This window comes from Microbacterium sp. (assembly GCF_011620665.1).
Lineage (GTDB): Bacteria > Actinomycetota > Actinomycetes > Actinomycetales > Microbacteriaceae > Microbacterium.
In genome coordinates, this window is the sequence record NZ_WOYQ01000068.1 from 29,495 (window position 1) to 47,995 (window position 18,501).

Below are 18,501 nucleotides of genomic sequence, written 5' to 3' on the forward strand. Positions count from 1 at the left end.
CTCCATGCTGGAGATCCACACACCCTTCTCTTCTCTTCTCTTCTCTTCTCTTCTCCCCGCTCCCCGGAGGTCCGATGTCCTACGTGAAACCCGCTGAACTGGTCACCCGCATGGTGGATGCCGGCGCCAACAAGATCCTCATGTCGACCCGCGACACCCTCATCCGCGCCATCATGGGCGGCGCGATCCTCGCGCTGGCCGCGGCATTCGCGATCACCGTCTCGGTGCAGACCGGGCAGCCGCTCCTCGGCGCTGTGCTCTTCCCCGTCGGCTTCGTGATGCTGTACCTGATGGGCTTCGACCTGCTGACGGGAGTGTTCACGCTCGCACCGCTGGCCTGGATCGACAAGCGACCGGGAGCCACCACCGGCGGCGTCCTGCGCAACTGGGGGCTGGTGTTCCTCGGGAACTTCATCGGCGCGTTCCTGGTCGCCGTCCTCATGGCGGTCTACTTCACCTACGGGTTCACGACCGAGCCGAGCGCTGTCGGTCAGGCCATAGGCGAGATCGGGCACAGCCGCACCGTGGGATATGCCGACCACGGCATGGGCGGAATGCTCACGCTGTTCGTTCGGGCCGTGCTCTGCAACTGGATGGTCTCGACGGGGGTCGTCATGGCGATGATGAGCGACAGCCTGGTGGGCAAGGTCGTCGGCATGTGGATGCCGATCATGCTCTTCTTCTACATGGGATTCGAGCACTCGATCGTGAACATGTTCCTGTTCCCGTCCGGCCTGCTGCTGGGCGCCGACTTCACCCTGGGCGACTACCTGCTGTGGAACGAGTTCCCCACGGTCATCGGCAACCTCGTCGGCGGCATCACGTTCGTGGGCCTGACCCTCTACAGCACCCACGGCCACACCGCGCCGTCGCGGATCCCGACGATGCGCGACGGCTCGTCCCGCCGACCGACCGCGCCGCTCAGCGCCTCGGCCGACGCGCCGGCATCCGTCCCCGTCGGCGTCTGATCATGCGGATGCGGCCCCGCCTTCGGGTGGGGCCGCATCCGCATGTACGAGGGTCAGGATGCGGCTCGCATCGCCTCATGGAAGCGGTCGACGATCACACGCGCCACGCGCGGTTCGGCTCGACCGTCGGGCGTGAGCGCCAACGGAGCGCTCACAGCGTCGGCGCCGCTCGCGGCCACCAGGCTCGCAAAATGCCCCGGTGCGAGCACATAGCTCGCCGCGATCACGCGCTCGGCACCCGCAGCGCGCGCCGCCGCGACCGCGTCGGCGATGTGCGGCGTGACGCCCGCGGCGTAGCCGACCGTCAAGGGCCACGGCAGTCGCTCGCGCACCGTCTCGGCGAGTGCCTCCACGTCGGTGACGGCGACGGGGTTCGCGGAGCCCGACGCCGCGAGCACCACGTGCGTGCCGCGCAACGGCTCACCCTCGAGTTCCGCGAGGCGCGAGATCAGCACATCAGCCAGCAGCGGATGCGGTCCGAGCGGGAGAGCGGCGCGCACGTGTGGGTATGGAGCGGCCGCGCGGGCAATGTCCACACTGGTGTGAAACCCGCGGGAGAGCAGCAGCGGGACGATGATGGCGCGCTGATCGACCGGCACGTCTGCGACCACGTCGGCCACCGCGGGTTCTTCGACATCGACGAAGGCGGGAAGCACGCGAGTGCCCGGCAGCAGGCGCACAACCTCGGCGACCAGCGCGGACACGACCGCACGACCGTCGGCGAAGCGCGTGCCGTGCGAACAGGCGATCAGCGTGGTCGCGGAGGCGTCGCTCACGCGTCCACGTCCACGTCCACGTCGAGTCGATAGCCGCGCTTGATGACCGTCCTGATGATGCCGGGAATGCCGAGGGCCTCTCGCACCCGCGCGACGGCCATCTCGACGGCATGGTCGCCCTGCCCGGTGCGCGGGAGAGCCTCCACCAGCTCCGCGCGGGCCACCACATCTCCGCGTGCGTCGAACAACACTCCCAGCAGGCGACCGGCCGTGCGCGAGAGAGGGATGAAGCGACCGTCGATGATCGCGCCGCCGCTGCGCAGCTGCAGAGCGCCCGCGCTGGTGAGCAGCGACGGCGCGGACCCACCACCGAAATGCGTGACGACGCCGCGCACGAGCGAGCCGAGCCTTCCGCGCTCAGCCAGCAGCACGGGAACCTGAGCGCCCACCAGCGGGCCGGCGGTGATGGGGCCGACCGCAGCCATCACGAGGCGCCCGCCGCTCGCCCTCCGACGGATCTCCGTCAGGCATCCCGCACCCGCCGCCTCCGCCAGCCATTGCGCCGCGCCGGGCGCGGAGGTGAACAGGACCGCGTCGACATCGCCGTCGGCGGTCTGCGCGACAGAGCGCCTCACGGTGTCGGGATCCGGCGGTGGCCCCCACCGGTAGACGGTGAGGCTGACGACATCGCCTCCGTGCGCGGCGAACAGCTCATCAAGGCCGTCAGCGCCCGACCCGTGGTGCTGCACGGCGATCCGGGCCCCCTCGATGCCCTGCGCGATCAGGTACTCGCCGAGCTCGGCAGCCGTCTCGGACTCGGCCACCCAATCGGCCGTGAATCCAGCCTGCTGGATCGCGCCCCGGGCCTTCGGGCCCCGTGCGACGAATCGCGCCCCGGTCAGTGCCGTCGTGAGTTCGTCTGCGAGCCCGGCCTCGTCGGCCGCATCGATCCAGCCACGGAATCCGACACCGGTCGTGACCACGACGATCTCCGGCGGGGCGGCGATCAGCTCGCGCGTCCGCGCCCAGAGGGCTTCGTCGTCGATGTGGGGAACGATCGTGAGGGCGGGTGCCTGCTGCACGAGCGCACCGTGACGCTCGAGCGCGGCGGTCAGCTCACCCGCGCGGCGATCGACGGCGATCACAATCGTGCAGCCTCGCAGGCTCTCCGAGAGCGGAGGTGGCGGAGTCACCCCGCCCATTCGAGCGCCCGCTCGGGGTGAGGCATCAAGAAACCCGCGCGCGCGACCTCGCCGACGACGATCACCGCGGGGTTGCGAACGCCCGCACGGCGCGCGTCGGAGACCGCGCAGCCCAGCGTCGTGTGGGTCGTGCGCTGCTGCGGCGTGTGTCCACTCTCGACGATCGCGACCGGGCGGCCCGCATCCGCACCCTCAGCGAGCGCGGCGTCGACGAGTGCGGCCAGCGCGGCAACGCCCATCAACACGACGACCGTCACGTCGGCGTCGGCGAGCGCCGCGCGCGTCGCCGGAGTGAGAACGGCCTGCCCGTTGACGATGTGCACCGCCGAGGCGGTCCGGCGGTGGGTGACGGGGATTCCGGCAGCCTGCGGCACCGAGATGGCACTGGAGACGCCGGGAACAACGTCGACGGGCACGCCCGCGGCCACGCACGCGAGCACTTCCTCGCCGCCGCGCCCAAAGACGAAGGGGTCGCCGCCCTTGAGGCGCACGACGCGTCGGCCCCCGCGCGCGTGCTCGATCAGCAGGGCGTTGATCTCCGCCTGCGGGACGGGGTGGTGACCGGGCTGCTTGCCCACGTCGATGACGAGCGTATCGGGGTCGAGCTCCTCGATGAGCTGGGCCGCGGGCCCGAGACGGTCGGCGACGATCACGTCCGCTTCGGCGATGAGCCGCCGCCCGCGCACCGTGAGGAGGTCCACGGCCCCTGGTCCCCCGCCGACGAGGTCGACGCGACCGACGCCCGTCGTGCGGAGATGGCGCAACGGCAGGCGCCCGTCGGCCAGGAGGCGGTCGATGGCATCGCGCACGCGCACGGATCGCCGCGGGTCGACACCTGAATCCGACACGACGCCGACCAGCACGTCTCCGGACGCGGTCTGCGCGGTGAGGCGGGCCGAACCGTGTCCCGCGCTGGAGGCGTTGACGCAGAACACGCGGCGGCGCTCACACGCGGCGGCGACGGTCAGATCTGTGCGGGGATCACCCGTGGCCGTGTGGACCATCCAGGCGCCGGCAAGATCGCGCCGACGGAAGCGACGCCGGATCCAGGCGACGTCGCTGCGTCGCACCAGCTCGCGTACTTCGGGGCAGAGCTCGGGTGCGACGACCCGCAGGTGCGCGCCGTCGTCCAGCAGCCGTCGCATTCGACGGGCGGTGACGGCACCACCGCCGACCAGCAGGACCTCGCGCCCGACCAGGGACAGCCCGATCATCGTCGTCATCGTCACTCCTCCCAACGTATGCAGAGTTCCTCGCCCCGCCGTGCGACGGGCCAGACCCGCAGATGGGCGGGTTCCTTGCCCTGCGGATCCAGGCAGACGCCGGTCCGCAGGTCGAATACATGCTTGTACATGGGTGACGCGATCGTCGGCGCATCGGCGCGAGTGCCCACGATTCCTCGAGAGATCACGTTGGCCCCACTGTACGGGTCGAGATTGGACACCGCGTGCAGCGCACCGTCGCGGAGCAGAAAGAGGGCGACCTGGGTCGAACCGATCAGGGCCGCCCGGCCGCGCTCGACTTCGAGGTCCGAGACGGCGCAGAGCCGCAGCCACGTGTGCCGCCGCGCACCCGTCATCGCCTCGACGACGGTCATCGCCGCACCGCCAGCGTGGTGCCGGCAATCGGAACCACTCCCGCGCGACGCTCTTCTGCGCTCGCGGGGCGGACCTGGCCGCGCTCGGCGACGTAGGCCAACGACGGGTCGGGGGTGTCGGGCGCGTTGACGAACGAGTGAAAGCGCGCAAGCTTCTCGGGGTCGGCGAGCGTCGCCGCCCATTCGTCCTCGTAGCTGTCGACGTGGCGCGCCATCGCGGCGTCCATATCGCCGCAGATGCCGAGACTGTCGTCGAAGATCACGGCGCGCAGTTCGTCGAGGCCGCCCTCCAGATCGGCCACCCACGGCGCCGTCCGCTGCAGCCGGTCCGCCGTGCGGATGTAATAGAGGAAGAAGCGGTCGATCGCCCGGATCAGCCCGTCGTCATCGAGACCCTCGGCGAGCAACTGCGCGTGCCGCGGGGTGAAGCCGCCGTTGCCGCCGACGTAGAGGTTCCAGCCGTTCTCGGTCGCGATGACCCCGGCATCCTTCCCGCGCGCTTCGGCGCACTCACGCGCGCACCCCGAGACCCCGAGCTTCAGCTTGTGCGGAGCGCGCAGTCCGCGATAGCGCAGTTCAAGCCGCACCGCCATCCCGACCGAGTCGAGCACCCCGTAACGACACCAGGTCGACCCGACGCACGACTTGACCGTCCGCAGCGACTTGCCGTAGGCCTGCCCCGATTCGAAGCCGCCGTCGACCAGGCGCCGCCAGATCTCGGGCAGCTGCTCCAGCCGGGCACCGAACATGTCGATGCGCTGGCCACCCGTGATCTTCGTGTACAGCGCATAGTCGCGCGCGATCTCACCGATGACGATCAGCCCCTCGGGCGTCACTTCGCCACCGGCCATACGCGGCACGACCGAGTAGGTTCCGTCACGCTGCATATTGGCCATGACGTGATCGTTCGTGTCCTGGAGCGTGGCGTTCTCACCATCGAGGACGTGTCCGCCGACGAGTGTCGAAAGGATGCTCGCGAGCGCCGGCTTGCAGACGTCGCAGCCGCGTCCGCGGCCAAAGCGCTCGATGATGCCCGAGAACGTCGTCAGCCCCGAGACGCGCACGGCGTCGAAAAGCTGCCGGCGTGAGAGGTCGAAGTGCTCGCACAGCGCGTTCGAGACGATCTGACCGGACTTCGCCAGCTCCTGCCCCACCAGTTTCTTGACCATGACGCTGCAGGATCCGCACGTTGCGCCCGCCTTGGTGCACGCCTTCACTGCGACGGCGTCCGCGCATCCCTCGTCGTGCACGGCGCGGCGGATCCGACCGGCCGTCACGCTCGAGCACGAGCAGACGACGGCCTCGTCGGGCAAATCCGCGACCGGCGCACCGCCGGACGTCTCGGGCGCGAGATACACCGCCGGATCGGCGCCCAGTGCCCCGCCGACAAGCGGACGCAGCGAGCCGTATGCGGCAGCATCCCCCACCAGGATGCCCCCGAGCAGTGTCGCGGCGTCGTCGGAGAGCACGAGCTTCTTGTACACGCCGGCGGTCGGGTCGGCGTAAACGACGTCGAGTGCGCCGGGTGTGGTGGCCATCGCGTCACCGAAGCTCGCGACATCTATACCGGAGAACTTGAGCTTTGCCGACAGGTCGAAGCCCGGGAACGTCGCGTCTCCGCCGCACACGCGCGACGCGGCGACCTCCGCCATGGCGTAGCCGGGGGCGACGAGACCGACTGCCCTGCCGTCGAAGCTCGCGACCTCGCCGATGGCCAGGATGGCCGGATCGCTCGTCTGGCAGGTGTGGTCGATCACAACGCCACCCCGCGGGTCGCAGTCGAGCTGCGCGGCGCGGGCGAGCTCGTCTCGCGGTCGCACCCCGACCGTGAAGATGGCGACATCGAGGTCGGCATGACCGCCATCGCGGAACTCGATCCGCGAGACCTGACCGGTGTGGTCCGGGTCGAGTCTTGTGGTGACGGTCTCGGTGCGCACGCCGATGCCTCGGGCCTCGATCAGACGACGGAGGATGCCGCCGGCAGCGCCGTCGAGCTGTGCCGACATCAGCCGATCGCTGGACTGGACGACCGTCGCAGCCACGTCGAGGCCGCCGAGAGCCCCCGCCGCCTCGAGGCCGAGGAGACCGCCCCCCACGACGTAGCCGCGCAGCGGCCGGCCGAGCTGCTCGCGGCGCCGCTCCACGAAGGCCCGCAGCTGTTCGAGGTCGTCGATCGTGCGGTAGACGAAGCATCCCGGCAAGTCGAACCCGTCCAACGCGAGGCGCGCGGCGCACGAGCCGGTGGCCAGAATGAGCCGGTCGTAGTCGAGGAATCGGCCGCTGACCAGCCGCACACGTCGTCGCGACCGGTCGATGACGGCAACAGGGTCCCCGGAGAGGAACTCGACGCGCTCGTCATCGAAGGCGGTCGAGTCGAGGGTGAGGTCATCGGCGTCGCGTCCGGTCAGGTAGCCGGTGAGTCCCACCCGGTCATACGGCAGGCGCCCCTCGTCCCCGACCACGGCCACCCGCACGGCGAGGTCCTCGCGGCTCAGGAGGCTCTCGACAAACCGGTGGCCGACCATACCCGCGCCGACCACGACGATCCGCTGCGGCGCGACGGATGAGTGCTGTGCGCTCACGGGAGTCCTCCTGTGCGATGCGTCGGCCCACCACGAGACTGCGGTGCGGGTGGAACTCCGACGCTAGACAACCCGTGTTTCACCGCGCTCAGGCTTTCGTTTCCCCGGGGGAACGACTTCCTCACAATCCGGCGAGCGCCCCGTGAGGCCGCACGCCTGCGGCAACGGCGAGAGCGCCCGTTGTTGCCGAGCGCGCCCGATCCGCGCGGGCTGCAACCAGCGCGCTCGAGGCGAACCCGCGCGCTCGGCGAGCGCTGACCGCGCGGGTCAGCGGAGGGCGAGGGACTCCACGGCATCCAGCAAGATGTGGGCTGAGCGCTCCCACGTGAAGCGCGCGACGTGCGCGCGACCCGCAGCGACCACCGCGCTCAGAACAGCGGGGTCGTCGAGCGCGCGAACGGCAGCGGCGAATGCCGCGGCATCCGTCCCGGCCGCGTACAGCGCGCCCGCACCGGCGACCTCACGGAAGATCGGCATGTCGGTGATGACCGCGGGCACACCCAGCTCGATCGCCTCAGCCACCGGCAAGCCGTATCCCTCGGCGAGCGACGCCGACACCAGCACGGCGCGATCGGCGAGGAGCGCCGCGTACTCGGCGTCGGTCACGCCACCGTGGAAGACGGCGCGACCGCCGGAGGGATCGATGAGCGCCTCGAGTTCTGCGCGACGGCGGTCGGAGATGCGTGACAGCAGGTGCAGCGTGCGACCGGGAAGCAGCGCCAGGGCGCGAATGAGCGTCTCGACGTTCTTGTACGGCATGAAGGAGCCCATGTAAACGAGGTTCTCGGCGCCGGGCGCGACTGTCATGCCGAGGTCCGCGAGGCGCTGCGGCGCGTTCGGGATGACGACGACCGGGCGCTTGGTCAGTCGCGCCCGCGCGAACTCGGCCGCAGATGTCTCGCTCACGGTCGCGACGATGTCCGCGGCGTTGAGCGTCAGGCGCTGCGGAACGTAGGACAGATGGAACAGTCGCCATCCGAACCGCACGTACCACGGCAGATCCGTCGGAGGCGTGCGGTGGCGGTAGTAGATCGTGTCATGAAGAGTGAGGATGAGCCGGTAGCGACGGCCGAATGAGCCGATCGTCTGCATCGGTGAGAACACGACATCCGGATGCCTCTTGTTCACCCCGAGTGCCGCCAGCGGCTCGGTGAGCGCGGTCGGGCCGCCGATCACGAGCACGGCTGCACCCGCGGGAAGGAACCCGCGCTGACGCTCATCGAAGATCAGATACGTCACCTCGACTCCCCGGGCCGGCGCTGCCGCGGCCACCGCTGCGGCGAGCTCAGTGGAATAGCGGCTGATCCCGTCGTGGGAGTCGACTCGGATGTAGCGCGCGTCGAAGAACAGGCGCATGTCAGAGCGGCTCGCCCCGATACAGCTTCTCGAAAGTGTCGAGCGTCTTCTCGATGTCGTGGATCTCGACGCCGTCAAGCGATGCCTGCTGCATCCGCCGATACTCCGCGGGGTCGGCGGTCAAGACGCGGCGAAGCTTGTCGGCGAGGTCGTCGACGTTCCCCGGCTCGAACAGGTAGCCGTTCTCGCCGTCGTGGATGAGGTGCGGGAGAGCGACCGCATCCGCCCCCACGATCGGCAAGCCCGAGGCCATCGCTTCCATCGTCGCGATGGACTGCAGTTCGGCGACGGACGCGATCGCGAACACGTCGGCCTTCGTGTATGCCGCGCGCAGAGCCTCCTCGTCAACCCGGCCGTGGAAGACCGCCCGGTCGAACACACCCAGGCGTTGCGCGATCTGCTCGAGATTGCGGCGCTGGTCACCGCCGCCGATGATGTCAAGCGTGATGTCTGGGAGCTCGCGCGCCAGCCGTGCAACGGCCTCGAGCAAGACCTCGATGTGCTTCTCGGTCGTCAGACGACCGACGAAGAGGACACGATGACGCTCTCGCTCGGTGAAGTCAGACGTGTAGTTGCGCATCTCGATCCCGCAGCTGATCGGAATCACGCCCGTGATCTCGATGGTGCTCTCGAGGAACTCCGCTGCCCTGCGCGTGGGCGTGGTCACGGCGCGCGACATGTCGAACGTGCGCTTCGCATCGGCCCAGGCGAGCCTGAGGAACAACGTGGTCAGCGCCGAGGGGAGCATCGTGAAGTCGATGATGTTCTCAGCCATGACGTGATTGGTCGCCACCACGGGGATGCCGCGCTGATGCGCGACGCGGGTCAGCGCGCGCCCCAGCACGAAATGCGACTGGCTGTGCACGACGTCGGCGGGGACCTCGTTCAGCAGGAGCCGCGAATAGTGCTTCGCGCGCCAAGGCCAGACGAAGCGCAGCCAGTCGTGCGGGTACCAGCGCCACCCCGGCGGCCGGTGCACGGTGATCTCCTGGCCTTCGACCACTTCGCGGAAGATTCCATGGCTGCGCGCCGTGACGCCGGGCGTGAGCACGTGCACGTCGTGGCCGCGTGCGGCGAGGCCCGCCGCGAGGCGTTCCGCGAAGCGGGCGGCACCGTTGACATCGGGAGCGAAGGTGTCGGCGGCGATGACGATCGTCAACGGGCCCCGAGCGGAGTCGGGCGTCGCGGATCCGGTCACGGGAGACGAGGCCAATCTGTGCGGCGGCTGCGTAACCGCGGATCGCGGAGGCGCCGCTGCGAGTCTACCCGAGCGCCCACCGAGCACCCGCAGCACCCCGCGAGACGACCTGGCTGAGCTCACGGCGCGACATCCAACCGGACGCGGGGTCAGGTCACCGCGGACCGTCGGCCTCCGGCCGCCAGAGTACGACCTCGGTCGCACGCCGAACGCGGGTCCCCTGCCGCAGCGTCACGACCGAGCCGCTGGATCCGGCGGCGAAGACGCGCGAGCGCTGCTCGAACTCCTCGCGCAAACGCTGCTCGAGCTCCGCGACCCGGCGGCGCAGCACCCGGGCCTCGTTTTCCAGCTCGATCAGCCGCGAGATCGCGGGCAGGCTCATCCCTTCAGCGGACAGTGCGGCCACCTCCCGCAGCTGCTTGACGTGCCTGAGCGCGTAACGCCGCGATCCGCCCTGAGTTCGCCCCGGCACGACGAGACCGAGGCGGTCGTACTGGCGGAGCGTCTGCGGATGCATGCCGGCGAGCTGCGCGGCCACCGCGATCGCGAAGATCGGCGCCTCCTCATCGACCTCGTCGGCCATGGTGCGTCACTCCCGCGCCTTGGCCATGAGGTCTGCCCGCGGGTTATCCCTCGGCTCCAGGTCGTGGAAGCGCTCAAGCGCCGCACGCGCGGCATCATCGAGGTGTGAGGGGACCGCCACCTGTACCTCGGCGAGCAGGTCGCCGGTGCCTTTGGGCGTCTGGACGCCACGGCCCTTGACCCGCAGCACCCGACCCGAGGGGGTGCCCGGCGCGACACGCAGCTTGACGGGATCGCCACCGAGCGTGGGCACCTCGATCGTGGCGCCGAGGGCGGCCTCGGTGAAAGTCACCGGAACGACGACCCGGAGGTTCAGCCCCTCGCGCGTGAACACCGGATGCGGCCGAACGGCCACGCTGACGACGATGTCGCCCGACTCGCCGCCGTCCGGCGACCGCCGACCGCGACCGCGCAATCGGATCTTCTGTCCGTCCGATACCCCTGCGGGGATCTTGACCTTGAAGGGCTTGCCGTCCTCGCCCGCGAGGGAGATGGTCTCTCCCCGCACGGCCGTCTGGAAGTCGAGCGTCGTTCGCGCGGTCACATCGGCGCCGCGCCGTGGACCGCCACTGCCGCGGAAACCCCCGGTGGACTGCCCGAACCTGCCGGAACCGAAGCCCCCACCCTGCTGGCCGAACATCGCGAAGAGGTCGTCGAAGTCAGGTTGTTGCGCGCCCTGCGCCCGCCCCTGGCCGAAACGGCTGAAGACGTCTTCGAATCCACCACCCGACCCGGACTGGAAGCGGGCGCCACCGGCGCCCATCGCCCGGATCTGGTCATACTCTTCGCGCTGCTCTTTGTCGGAGAGCACCGAATACGCTTCGCTGATCTCCTTGAACCTCGCCTCTTTCGCGGCGTCACCCTGAGTCTGATCAGGGTGATAGGTGCGCGCCAGCTTGCGATACGCCTTCTTCAGCTCGGCATCCGAGACGTCTTTGCTGACGCCGAGAGTCTTGTAGAAGTCTTTGTCGAACCAGTCCTGACTGGCCATGACCCTCCTTACGCCTCTGAGCCGTCGACCGGGACGGCCACGACGACCTTCGCCGGACGCAACTCGTTGCCGCCCAGGCGGTAACCGACCTCGACGACCTCAAGAATCGTCGCCGTCTCAGTGCCGGGTGTCGGAGCCTGGAAGATCGCCTCGTGCTGCTGGGGATCGAACGCGTCGCCCACGGCACCATAGGTCTCCACACCCAGCTTCGCGACGACCGTGCGGAGCTTGCCGGCGATGACCGCGAGCGCAGAGCCCTCGGTCAGATCGCCGTGCTTGTCAGCACGATCCAGGTCGTCGAGCACGGGCAGCAGGCTCTTGGCGACCGAGCCCTTGGCGCGATCGATCTCAGCCTCGCGCTGGTCCTCGGTACGCCGACGATAGTTGGCGTACTCGGCCTGCAGGCGCTTGAGATCGAGCAGCAGGTCGTGGTCCTCGGCCGGCGCGTCGGCGACCGTCGCCTCGTCCGTCTGTTGGGCGCCGAGGATGTCCTCGACGGTGAGACCGTTGTCGTCCGCGGGGACGTCCCCCTGCGAGTCGGGGCCGGAAGCCTGCGCTTCCGACCCCTTCTCTGCGGGGACTCCGTCGATCGGCTCTTCGAAGTCCTTACTCACGGTTGTCCTACTTCTTCTCGTCTTCGTCGTCGACGACCTCGGCGTCGATGACGTCTTCCTCGGGGTTCGGCGTCTCGCCGTTACCGGGCTGACCGACGTTCGGGTCGCTCTCCTCGCCGGCCGCCTGGCTGGCTGAGTAGATGGCCTCGCCCAGCTGGGACTGCGACACACTGAGCTTGTCGAAGGCGTTCTTGACGGCATCGTCGTCCTCACCGGCGAGCGCGGTCTTGAGCGCGTCGACGTCAGCCTGAACGGAATCCTTCACTTCGGCGGGGAGCTTGTCGTCGTTGTCCTTGATCAGCTTGTCGACCGAGTACGCGAGAGTCTCGGCCTGATTGCGGACCTCGGCTGCTTCGCGACGCTTCTTGTCGTCGGCGGCGTGCTCCTCGGCCTCGCGCACCATGCGCTCGATGTCCTCCTTCGCCAGCGACGATCCGCCGGTGATGGTCATCGACTGCTCCTTGCCCGTGCCCTTGTCCTTGGCAGAGACGTGGACGATGCCGTTCGCGTCGATGTCGAAGGTGACCTCGACCTGCGGGACGCCGCGGGGCGCCGGCGCGATGCCGGTGAGCTCGAACGTCCCGAGCGGCTTGTTGTCGCGCGTGAAGTCACGCTCGCCCTGGAAGACCTGGATGGCGACCGACGGCTGGTTGTCGTCCGCGGTCGTGAAGGTCTCGCTGCGCTTGGTCGGGATCGCGGTGTTGCGCTCGATCAGCTTGGTCATGATGCCGCCCTTGGTCTCGATGCCGAGGCTGAGAGGCGTGACATCGATGAGCAGCACGTCTTTGCGCTCACCCTTGAGGACGCCGGCCTGCAGGGCAGCGCCGACGGCGACGACCTCGTCCGGGTTGACGCCCTTGTTTGCGTCTTTGCCGGTCTCGCTCTTGACGAGCTCGGCAACGGCGGGCATGCGCGTCGAGCCGCCGACGAGCACGATGTGGTCGATGTCGGCGACCTTGATGCCCGCTTCGCGGATGACATCAGCGAACGGCTTCTTGGTGCGGTCGAGCAGGTCCTTGGTGAGGTCTTCGAACTTCGCGCGCGTCAGCGTCTCGGAGAGCGAGACCGGGCCGGAATCGGTCAGCGACAGATAGGGCAGGTTGATGCTCGTCGAGGTGGAGCTGGAGAGCTCCTTCTTCGCCTGCTCCGCCGCTTCCTTCAATCGCTGGAGAGCGATCTTGTCTTTCGAGACGTCGACGCCGGTCGTGTCCTTGAACTGCTTGATCAGGTAGTCCACGACGCGCTGGTCCCAGTCGTCGCCGCCGAGACGATTGTCACCGGCGGTCGAGCGCACCTGGATGGTCGAGAAGTCGTCGTCCTTGCCCACTTCGAGCAGCGACACATCGAACGTGCCGCCACCGAGGTCGAAGACGAGGATCAGCTCGTCTTCCTTGCCGCGGTCGAGGCCGTAAGCCAGGGCGGCCGCGGTGGGCTCGTTGATGATGCGCAGGACATTGAGTCCCGCGATCTCGCCGGCTTCCTTCGTGGCCTGGCGCTGCGCATCGTTGAAGTAGGCGGGCACGGTGATGACGGCATCCGTCACCGAGTCGCCCAGGTACTCTTCGGCATCGCGCTTGAGCTTCTGAAGGATGCGGGCCGAGATCTCCTGGGGCGTGTACGCCTTGCCGTCGATCGACTGGGTCTTCCAGTCGGTGCCCATGTGCCGCTTGACCGAACTCAGCGTGCGGTCGACGTTCGTGACGGCCTGGCGCTTCGCCGTTTCGCCGACGAGCACCTCGCCGTCCTTGGTGAAGGCGACCACCGACGGCGTGGTCCGGAATCCTTCGGCGTTGGCGATGACCTTCGGCTCGCCGCCCTCGAGGACGGCCACGACCGAGTTGGTCGTTCCGAGGTCGATACCCACTGCACGTGCCATGTGTGTTTCCTTTCGTGAAACGGATCTGGAGAAGCCTCCGGACATTGAGTCATGGAGACTCAACTTCGTCCGGGTTCCAGGATACGCACGACAGGATTGCGTGTCAAATAAACTTGAGCCGACTCATATCAAGTTTCAGCGCGGCGTGACCGGGCGGACGCGTCACGCGCGCGGACGCCGGTCCGGTCGGTCGACACGCTGCGCGGAGCGCTGGAGCCGATCGGGCTTGAGCTCGATGAGACGGCCACTGATCCGTGTGCCCTCCAGCCGCTTCAGCGTGTCGCGGGAGATGTCGGCGGGAAGCTCGACGAGCGAGAAGTCCGGACGGATCTGGATGGCGCCGAAGTCTTCGCGGCGGAAGCCGCCCTCGTTCGCCAGCGCGCCGACGATCTGGCGCGGCTCGACCTTGTGCCGACGCCCGACCTCGATCCGATAGGTCGCGGTCGGCCCGCCGCCGCGCCGGTCATCTCGCCGCGGCCGATCGTCCCTGTCCCCCCGGACCGGCCGGTCCGCGTGATCACGCTCTTCGCGGACCTGCCTGAGAGCGTCGGCATCGAGCAGCAGAGGCGTGTCACCCTGCGCGACGACCGCGAGCGCCGCCGCGACATCGGCCTCAGGCACGTCGTGGTGCTCGACGTAGTGCGCGATGATGTCGCGGAAGCGGGTGATGCGGTCGGTTTCGGACAGCGCTGCCGTGATCGCATCGTCGAAGCGGGTCAGGCGGGTCGCGTTGACATCGTCGACGCTCGGCAGGCTCATCTCGGTCAGTGGCTGACGCGTCGCCTTCTCGATGGAGGTCAGCATCCGACGCTCACGCGGGGTGACGAAGCTGATCGCATCTCCCGCGCGACCCGCGCGACCGGTGCGTCCGATGCGATGCACGTAGGACTCGGTATCGATCGGCAGGTCGAAGTTGACGACGTGGCTGATGCGATCCACATCCAGCCCCCGCGCTGCGACATCGGTCGCCACGAGGATGTCGAGCTTGCCGGCCTTGAGCTGGTTGACGGTGCGTTCGCGCTGAACCTGAGCGACATCGCCGTTGATCGCGGCGGCGGTGTAGCCGCGGGCGCGGAGCTTCTCGGCGAGGGTCTCGGTCTCGTTCTTGGTGCGGGTGAACACGATCATGCCCTCGAAGTTCTCGGTTTCGAGGATGCGGGTGAGGGCATCGACCTTCTGCGGGTACGACACGATCAGATAGCGCTGTGCGATGTTCGCCGCGGTCGAGGTCTTCGACTTGACGTTGATCTCTTCCGGGTCCTTCAGGTACTGCGCGGAGATGCGGCGGATCTGCGCGGGCATCGTCGCTGAGAAGAGGGCGACCTGCTTGTCGGCCGGGGTGCCCTGGAGGATCGTCTCGACATCCTCGGCGAAGCCCATCTTGAGCATCTCGTCGGCTTCGTCGAGCACGAGGAAGCGCAGTTCGGAGAGGTCCAGCGTGCCCTTGTCGAGGTGATCCATGATGCGGCCGGGGGTGCCGACGACGATGTGCACACCGCGACGCAGCGCCGACAGCTGCTGCCCGTAGCCCTGTCCGCCGTAGACCGGCAGCACGTGCACTCCGCGCAGATGCGCTGCGTACGACTCGAACGCCTCGCACACCTGCAGAGCGAGTTCACGGGTCGGGGCGAGGACGAGCGCCTGCGGCGCCTTCTGCGCCAGATCGAGCCGCGAGAGGATCGGGAGTGCGAACGCCGCCGTCTTCCCGGTGCCGGTCTGTGCCGTCCCGAGCACATCCCTCCCAGCCAGCAGGGGCGGGATCGTCGCCGCTTGGATGGCCGACGGCGTCTCGTAGCCGACGTCCTTCAGCGCTTTGAGCACTCCCGCGTCGAGGCCGAGGTCGTCGAAGCCGAGGGGGGTGTCCGCACCGGGGGAATCGGGAGTGCTGTCAGAGGCCATGGGTCCACGGTAGTGCTCCGGCCGCGATCGGCACGGCCTGGGGCCCGAAAGCTCCGCGCGCCCCTAGTCTGAGGACGCACCGCGACGATGCGGATCGCGGCACCGACAGCCGTGCACCGGCCGTTCACCGAAGGGACCTAGCGTGACGAACATGTCGCTGCCCGACCAGCCCGCCCCCGATGCCCTCGCCGCCACGGGCGACACGACCACCGTGACCCGACGACCGAGCGTTTTCGCGTGGGCGCTCTGGGATTGGGGCTCTGCTGCCTTCAACGCCGTCGTGACGACCTTCGTGTTCAGCACGTACCTGTCGAGCACATACTTCATCGATCCCGCGATCGTCGCCGCGGCCGGGGACGACGAGAAGAACCCGGCTCTCGTCGCCGCGAAGGCCGGCAACGCGTCGTTCATCGGCGTCGCACTGATGATCGCCGGCATCCTGATCGCCGTCCTCGCCCCCGTCCTCGGGCAGCGCTCCGACGGATCGGGTCGACGCAAGCTCTGGCTCGGGATCAACACCGCGATCGTGGTGCTCTCGATGGCGGCGATGTTCTTCGTCGAGGGCTCGCCCGACTATCTCGTGCTCGGCGCGACGCTGCTGGCAGTGGGCAACGTCTTCTTCGAGTTCGCGGGAGTCAACTACAACGCGATGCTCGTCCAGGTCTCCTCGAGGGAGAACATGGGCCGCGTCTCAGGCTTCGGCTGGGGAATGGGATACGTCGGCGGGATCGTGCTGCTGATCATCCTGCTGGTCGGCTTCATCGGGCTCGTCTCGAGTCCCGGGCCGCTGGGAGTCACCACCGACGGGGGCCTGCACATTCGCCTCGCCGTGCTCGCGTCGGCCGTGTGGTTCGCGGTCTTCGCGATCCCTGTGCTGCTGCGAGTGCCCGAGATCCCCGCCCGCGCCCAGGCGAACCGCATCGGATTCCTCGCTTCATACGTCGTCCTGTTCAACACCCTTCGGGGCCTCTGGCGCGGCAACCGGCAGGTGCTGATGTTCCTGATCGCGAGCGCTGTGTTCCGCGACGGCCTGGCCGGGGTGTTCACGTTCGGCGCGATCATCGCCGCCCAGGTCTTCGGATTCTCCTCATCCGAAGTGCTCTACTTCGCCGTGGGGGCCAACGTGGTCGCGGGCGTGTCGACGATCCTCGCCGGACGGCTCGACGACCGCTTCGGCCCGAAGAACGTCATCCTCTTTTCCCTCGTCGGACTCGTCGTCGCCGGCACGCTCGTGCTGTTCATCGGCTCCGCCCCGATCGGATTCTGGATCCTCGGCCTCATTCTGTGCATGTTCGTCGGCCCGATTCAGTCGGCATCCCGCTCGTTCCTCGCTCGGATCACCCCAGAGGGTCGCGAGGGCGAGATCTTCGGCCTGTACGCGACGACGGGCCGCGCGGTGTCGTTCCTCGCGCCCGGCCTCTTCGCCCTGTTCGTGGGGCTCTCCGGCGACACGCGACTCGGGATTCTCGGACTCGTCCTGGTTCTGCTCGCGGGGCTGATCCTCATGCTCCCGGTCAAGGCGCAGCAGGCCGAGATCGAGTAGGGCCGGGTTCTGAGCGGGTCAGCCGCCGTGCGCGCCGGCATCGGTGGTGCCGACGTCGGTGCGATGGAAGTTCTGGGACGAACGGGATGCCGTCGGACCCCGCTGGCCGTGGTAGCGATTCAGGTACGGACCCGTGCCATAGGGGTTCTCGGCCGGCGAGGACAGCCGGAAGAAGCACAGCTGCCCGATCTTCATGCCCGGCCAGAGCTTGATCGGCAGCGTCGCGACGTTCGAGAGTTCGAGCGTCACATGGCCCGAGAAGCCGGGATCGATGAATCCCGCAGTCGAGTGCGTCAACAGGCCCAGCCGGCCGAGCGAGGATTTTCCCTCCAGGCGTGCGGCGACGTCGTCGGGAAGGGTGATCTGCTCGAACGTCGAACCCAGCACGAATTCCCCCGGATGCAGAACGAACGGCTCGTCGGGCGCGACGTCGATGAGGTGGGTGAGGTCGGGCTGATCCTCGGCCGGGTCGATGAACGGGTACTTGTGGTTGTCGAACAGCCGGAAGTACCGGTCGAGCCGAACGTCGACGCTCGACGGCTGGACCATCTCCGGGTTCCACGGGTCCAGAGCGACCCGCCCGGCGGAGATCTCGATTCGGATGTCGCGGTCGCTGAGAAGCACGCGGACAGCCTACCCGGGACGTCCGGCGAGCTGACGGCAGTTTGCTAAGCTGACGGAGCGCCTTTGGGCGTTCCGGGGATGTAGTTCAATGGCAGAACTTCAGCTTCCCAAGCTGATAGCGCGGGTTCGATTCCCGTCATCCCCTCCACAAAACCCCCGGAATTCCGGGGTTGTCCCGCCACAGCGCACCACCGAACGCCATGCACATGTGTATAGCTATGTGTATACCTCGAGAGGTAGCGTTCGATCATGCCGAAGGCACGAGAACACGGACAAGGCGCGCTGTACTGGGACGCGACCAAGAACAGGCGTCAAGAGGTGGCCGAGTGTGCCACGTGCTTCAACCTCTCCGGCTTCGACCAGGCGCAAAGCTGTCGAGCCTGCAACCGTGACGCGGGCAGGTGAGCGTGATCGGAAGTTGCACGATCAGCGGAAACGTGAGCGCCCAATCTGTCGTGCTCTCCACACAGACCGGGCAAACGCCGCTGACCGGCCTGTTCTTGAATTTGAGGGGCAGCCATGCCCGCCAGTTCAACACTTCTCGGTGGGGACGTTCCTTGAACGTGATGCGCTCGAATGAACGTCGCCGCTCCGTGGGCCCGACGTGCGACGCGACGAGGAGGGTGCGCTGATTGATCGCGCTTCCTCGCCTGTCTCGATCGCTGCAACAGCTGCGTCCGTGAGCAGACGTGTGAGTTCGCCTATGGTTCCCTCGCTGCGGTTGAGGAGGTAGCGCGCCATCGCTTCAGTGTC

The 18,501-nt window shown here is 68.3% G+C and carries 15 protein-coding genes, 1 tRNA gene and 1 pseudogene; 3 read left to right on the forward strand and 14 right to left on the reverse strand.

Features of this window, described 5'->3' with window-relative positions; translation table 11 throughout:
• Window positions 1-74 precede the first annotated feature (74 nt).
• Window positions 75-968, forward strand: coding sequence for a formate/nitrite transporter family protein (locus tag QZV81_RS08450; RefSeq protein WP_292835686.1), 894 nt, complete (start codon window positions 75-77; stop codon window positions 966-968).
• Between the two features lie 53 nt (window positions 969-1,021).
• Here QZV81_RS08450 and QZV81_RS08455 read toward each other — a convergent pair whose 3' ends face one another.
• From QZV81_RS08455 to QZV81_RS08510, 12 genes are all read right to left on the reverse strand, one after another.
• Window positions 1,022-1,744, reverse strand: coding sequence for a CbiX/SirB N-terminal domain-containing protein (locus tag QZV81_RS08455; RefSeq protein WP_292835688.1), 723 nt, complete (start codon window positions 1,742-1,744; stop codon window positions 1,022-1,024).
• Window positions 1,741-2,877: a uroporphyrinogen-III synthase gene (locus tag QZV81_RS08460; RefSeq protein ID WP_292835690.1), complete on the reverse strand. Its 1,137-nt coding sequence runs from the start codon at window positions 2,875-2,877 to the stop codon at window positions 1,741-1,743. The genes QZV81_RS08455 and QZV81_RS08460 overlap by 4 nt, the downstream gene beginning before the upstream one ends.
• Complete coding sequence (cobA, locus tag QZV81_RS08465; RefSeq protein ID WP_292835695.1) at window positions 2,874-4,109, reverse strand: uroporphyrinogen-III C-methyltransferase; 1,236 nt, start codon at window positions 4,107-4,109, stop codon at window positions 2,874-2,876. The genes QZV81_RS08460 and cobA overlap by 4 nt, the downstream gene beginning before the upstream one ends.
• Window positions 4,110-4,111: 2 nt before the next feature.
• On the reverse strand, window positions 4,112-4,483 hold the full coding sequence (gene nirD, locus QZV81_RS08470; protein ID WP_292835698.1) for a nitrite reductase small subunit NirD: 372 nt from the start codon (window positions 4,481-4,483) through the stop codon (window positions 4,112-4,114).
• Window positions 4,480-7,065, reverse strand: coding sequence for a nitrite reductase large subunit NirB (gene nirB / locus QZV81_RS08475; protein WP_292835701.1), 2,586 nt, complete (start codon window positions 7,063-7,065; stop codon window positions 4,480-4,482). The genes nirD and nirB overlap by 4 nt, the downstream gene beginning before the upstream one ends.
• A gap of 267 nt (window positions 7,066-7,332) precedes the next feature.
• A complete protein-coding gene (locus QZV81_RS08480) occupies window positions 7,333-8,421 on the reverse strand; it encodes a glycosyltransferase (protein ID WP_292835704.1) in 1,089 nt (362 codons plus the stop codon).
• A gap of 1 nt (window position 8,422) precedes the next feature.
• Window positions 8,423-9,619 (reverse strand): glycosyltransferase, encoded by a 1,197-nt coding sequence (locus tag QZV81_RS08485; RefSeq protein ID WP_292835708.1) that lies wholly within the window; start codon window positions 9,617-9,619, stop codon window positions 8,423-8,425.
• A gap of 154 nt (window positions 9,620-9,773) precedes the next feature.
• Complete coding sequence (locus QZV81_RS08490) at window positions 9,774-10,202, reverse strand: MerR family transcriptional regulator (protein WP_292835712.1); 429 nt, start codon at window positions 10,200-10,202, stop codon at window positions 9,774-9,776.
• A 6-nt stretch (window positions 10,203-10,208) separates the two neighbouring features.
• Complete coding sequence (locus tag QZV81_RS08495) at window positions 10,209-11,192, reverse strand: DnaJ C-terminal domain-containing protein (protein WP_292835717.1); 984 nt, start codon at window positions 11,190-11,192, stop codon at window positions 10,209-10,211.
• An 8-nt stretch (window positions 11,193-11,200) separates the two neighbouring features.
• Entirely contained in the window at window positions 11,201-11,806 is a 606-nt protein-coding gene (locus tag QZV81_RS08500) for a nucleotide exchange factor GrpE (RefSeq protein ID WP_292835720.1), read from the reverse strand.
• Window positions 11,807-11,813: 7 nt separating this feature from the next.
• A complete protein-coding gene (gene dnaK, locus QZV81_RS08505) occupies window positions 11,814-13,682 on the reverse strand; it encodes a molecular chaperone DnaK (protein ID WP_292835723.1) in 1,869 nt (622 codons plus the stop codon).
• A 162-nt stretch (window positions 13,683-13,844) separates the two neighbouring features.
• On the reverse strand, window positions 13,845-15,581 hold the full coding sequence (locus QZV81_RS08510) for a DEAD/DEAH box helicase (protein ID WP_292835726.1): 1,737 nt from the start codon (window positions 15,579-15,581) through the stop codon (window positions 13,845-13,847).
• A 151-nt stretch (window positions 15,582-15,732) separates the two neighbouring features.
• Between QZV81_RS08510 and QZV81_RS08515 the strand changes: the two genes are divergently transcribed.
• The gene (locus tag QZV81_RS08515) at window positions 15,733-17,124 is read left to right on the forward strand and encodes an MFS transporter (protein ID WP_292835729.1); all 1,392 of its coding nucleotides are present in this window, start codon (window positions 15,733-15,735) and stop codon (window positions 17,122-17,124) included.
• An 18-nt stretch (window positions 17,125-17,142) separates the two neighbouring features.
• On the opposite strand, the gene dcd is transcribed toward QZV81_RS08515, so the two are convergent.
• The gene (dcd, locus tag QZV81_RS08520; RefSeq protein WP_292835732.1) at window positions 17,143-17,748 is read right to left on the reverse strand and encodes a dCTP deaminase; all 606 of its coding nucleotides are present in this window, start codon (window positions 17,746-17,748) and stop codon (window positions 17,143-17,145) included.
• A gap of 74 nt (window positions 17,749-17,822) precedes the next feature.
• Between dcd and QZV81_RS08525 the strand changes: the two genes are divergently transcribed.
• Window positions 17,823-17,896: transfer RNA gene (locus QZV81_RS08525), tRNA-Gly, on the forward strand.
• Between the two features lie 420 nt (window positions 17,897-18,316).
• Here QZV81_RS08525 and QZV81_RS10535 read toward each other — a convergent pair.
• Window positions 18,317-18,501, reverse strand: a pseudogene (locus QZV81_RS10535) (transposase); the annotation flags it as partial.

Excerpts from the sequence above, each read along its gene's own strand:
- QZV81_RS08450 (WP_292835686.1), top strand. The coding sequence starts at position 75 with ATGTCCTACGTGAAACCCGCTGAACTGGTCACCCGCATGGTGGATGCC.
- cobA (WP_292835695.1), bottom strand. The coding sequence starts at position 4,109 with ATGACGACGATGATCGGGCTGTCCCTGGTCGGGCGCGAGGTCCTGCTG.
- nirD (WP_292835698.1), bottom strand. The coding sequence starts at position 4,483 with ATGACCGTCGTCGAGGCGATGACGGGTGCGCGGCGGCACACGTGGCTG.
- QZV81_RS08480 (WP_292835704.1), bottom strand. The coding sequence starts at position 8,421 with ATGCGCCTGTTCTTCGACGCGCGCTACATCCGAGTCGACTCCCACGAC.
- QZV81_RS08490 (WP_292835712.1), bottom strand. The coding sequence starts at position 10,202 with ATGGCCGACGAGGTCGATGAGGAGGCGCCGATCTTCGCGATCGCGGTG.
- QZV81_RS08495 (WP_292835717.1), bottom strand. The coding sequence starts at position 11,192 with ATGGCCAGTCAGGACTGGTTCGACAAAGACTTCTACAAGACTCTCGGC.
- dnaK (WP_292835723.1), bottom strand. The coding sequence starts at position 13,682 with ATGGCACGTGCAGTGGGTATCGACCTCGGAACGACCAACTCGGTCGTG.
- QZV81_RS08510 (WP_292835726.1), bottom strand. The coding sequence starts at position 15,581 with ATGGCCTCTGACAGCACTCCCGATTCCCCCGGTGCGGACACCCCCCTC.
- QZV81_RS08515 (WP_292835729.1), top strand. The coding sequence starts at position 15,733 with ATGTCGCTGCCCGACCAGCCCGCCCCCGATGCCCTCGCCGCCACGGGC.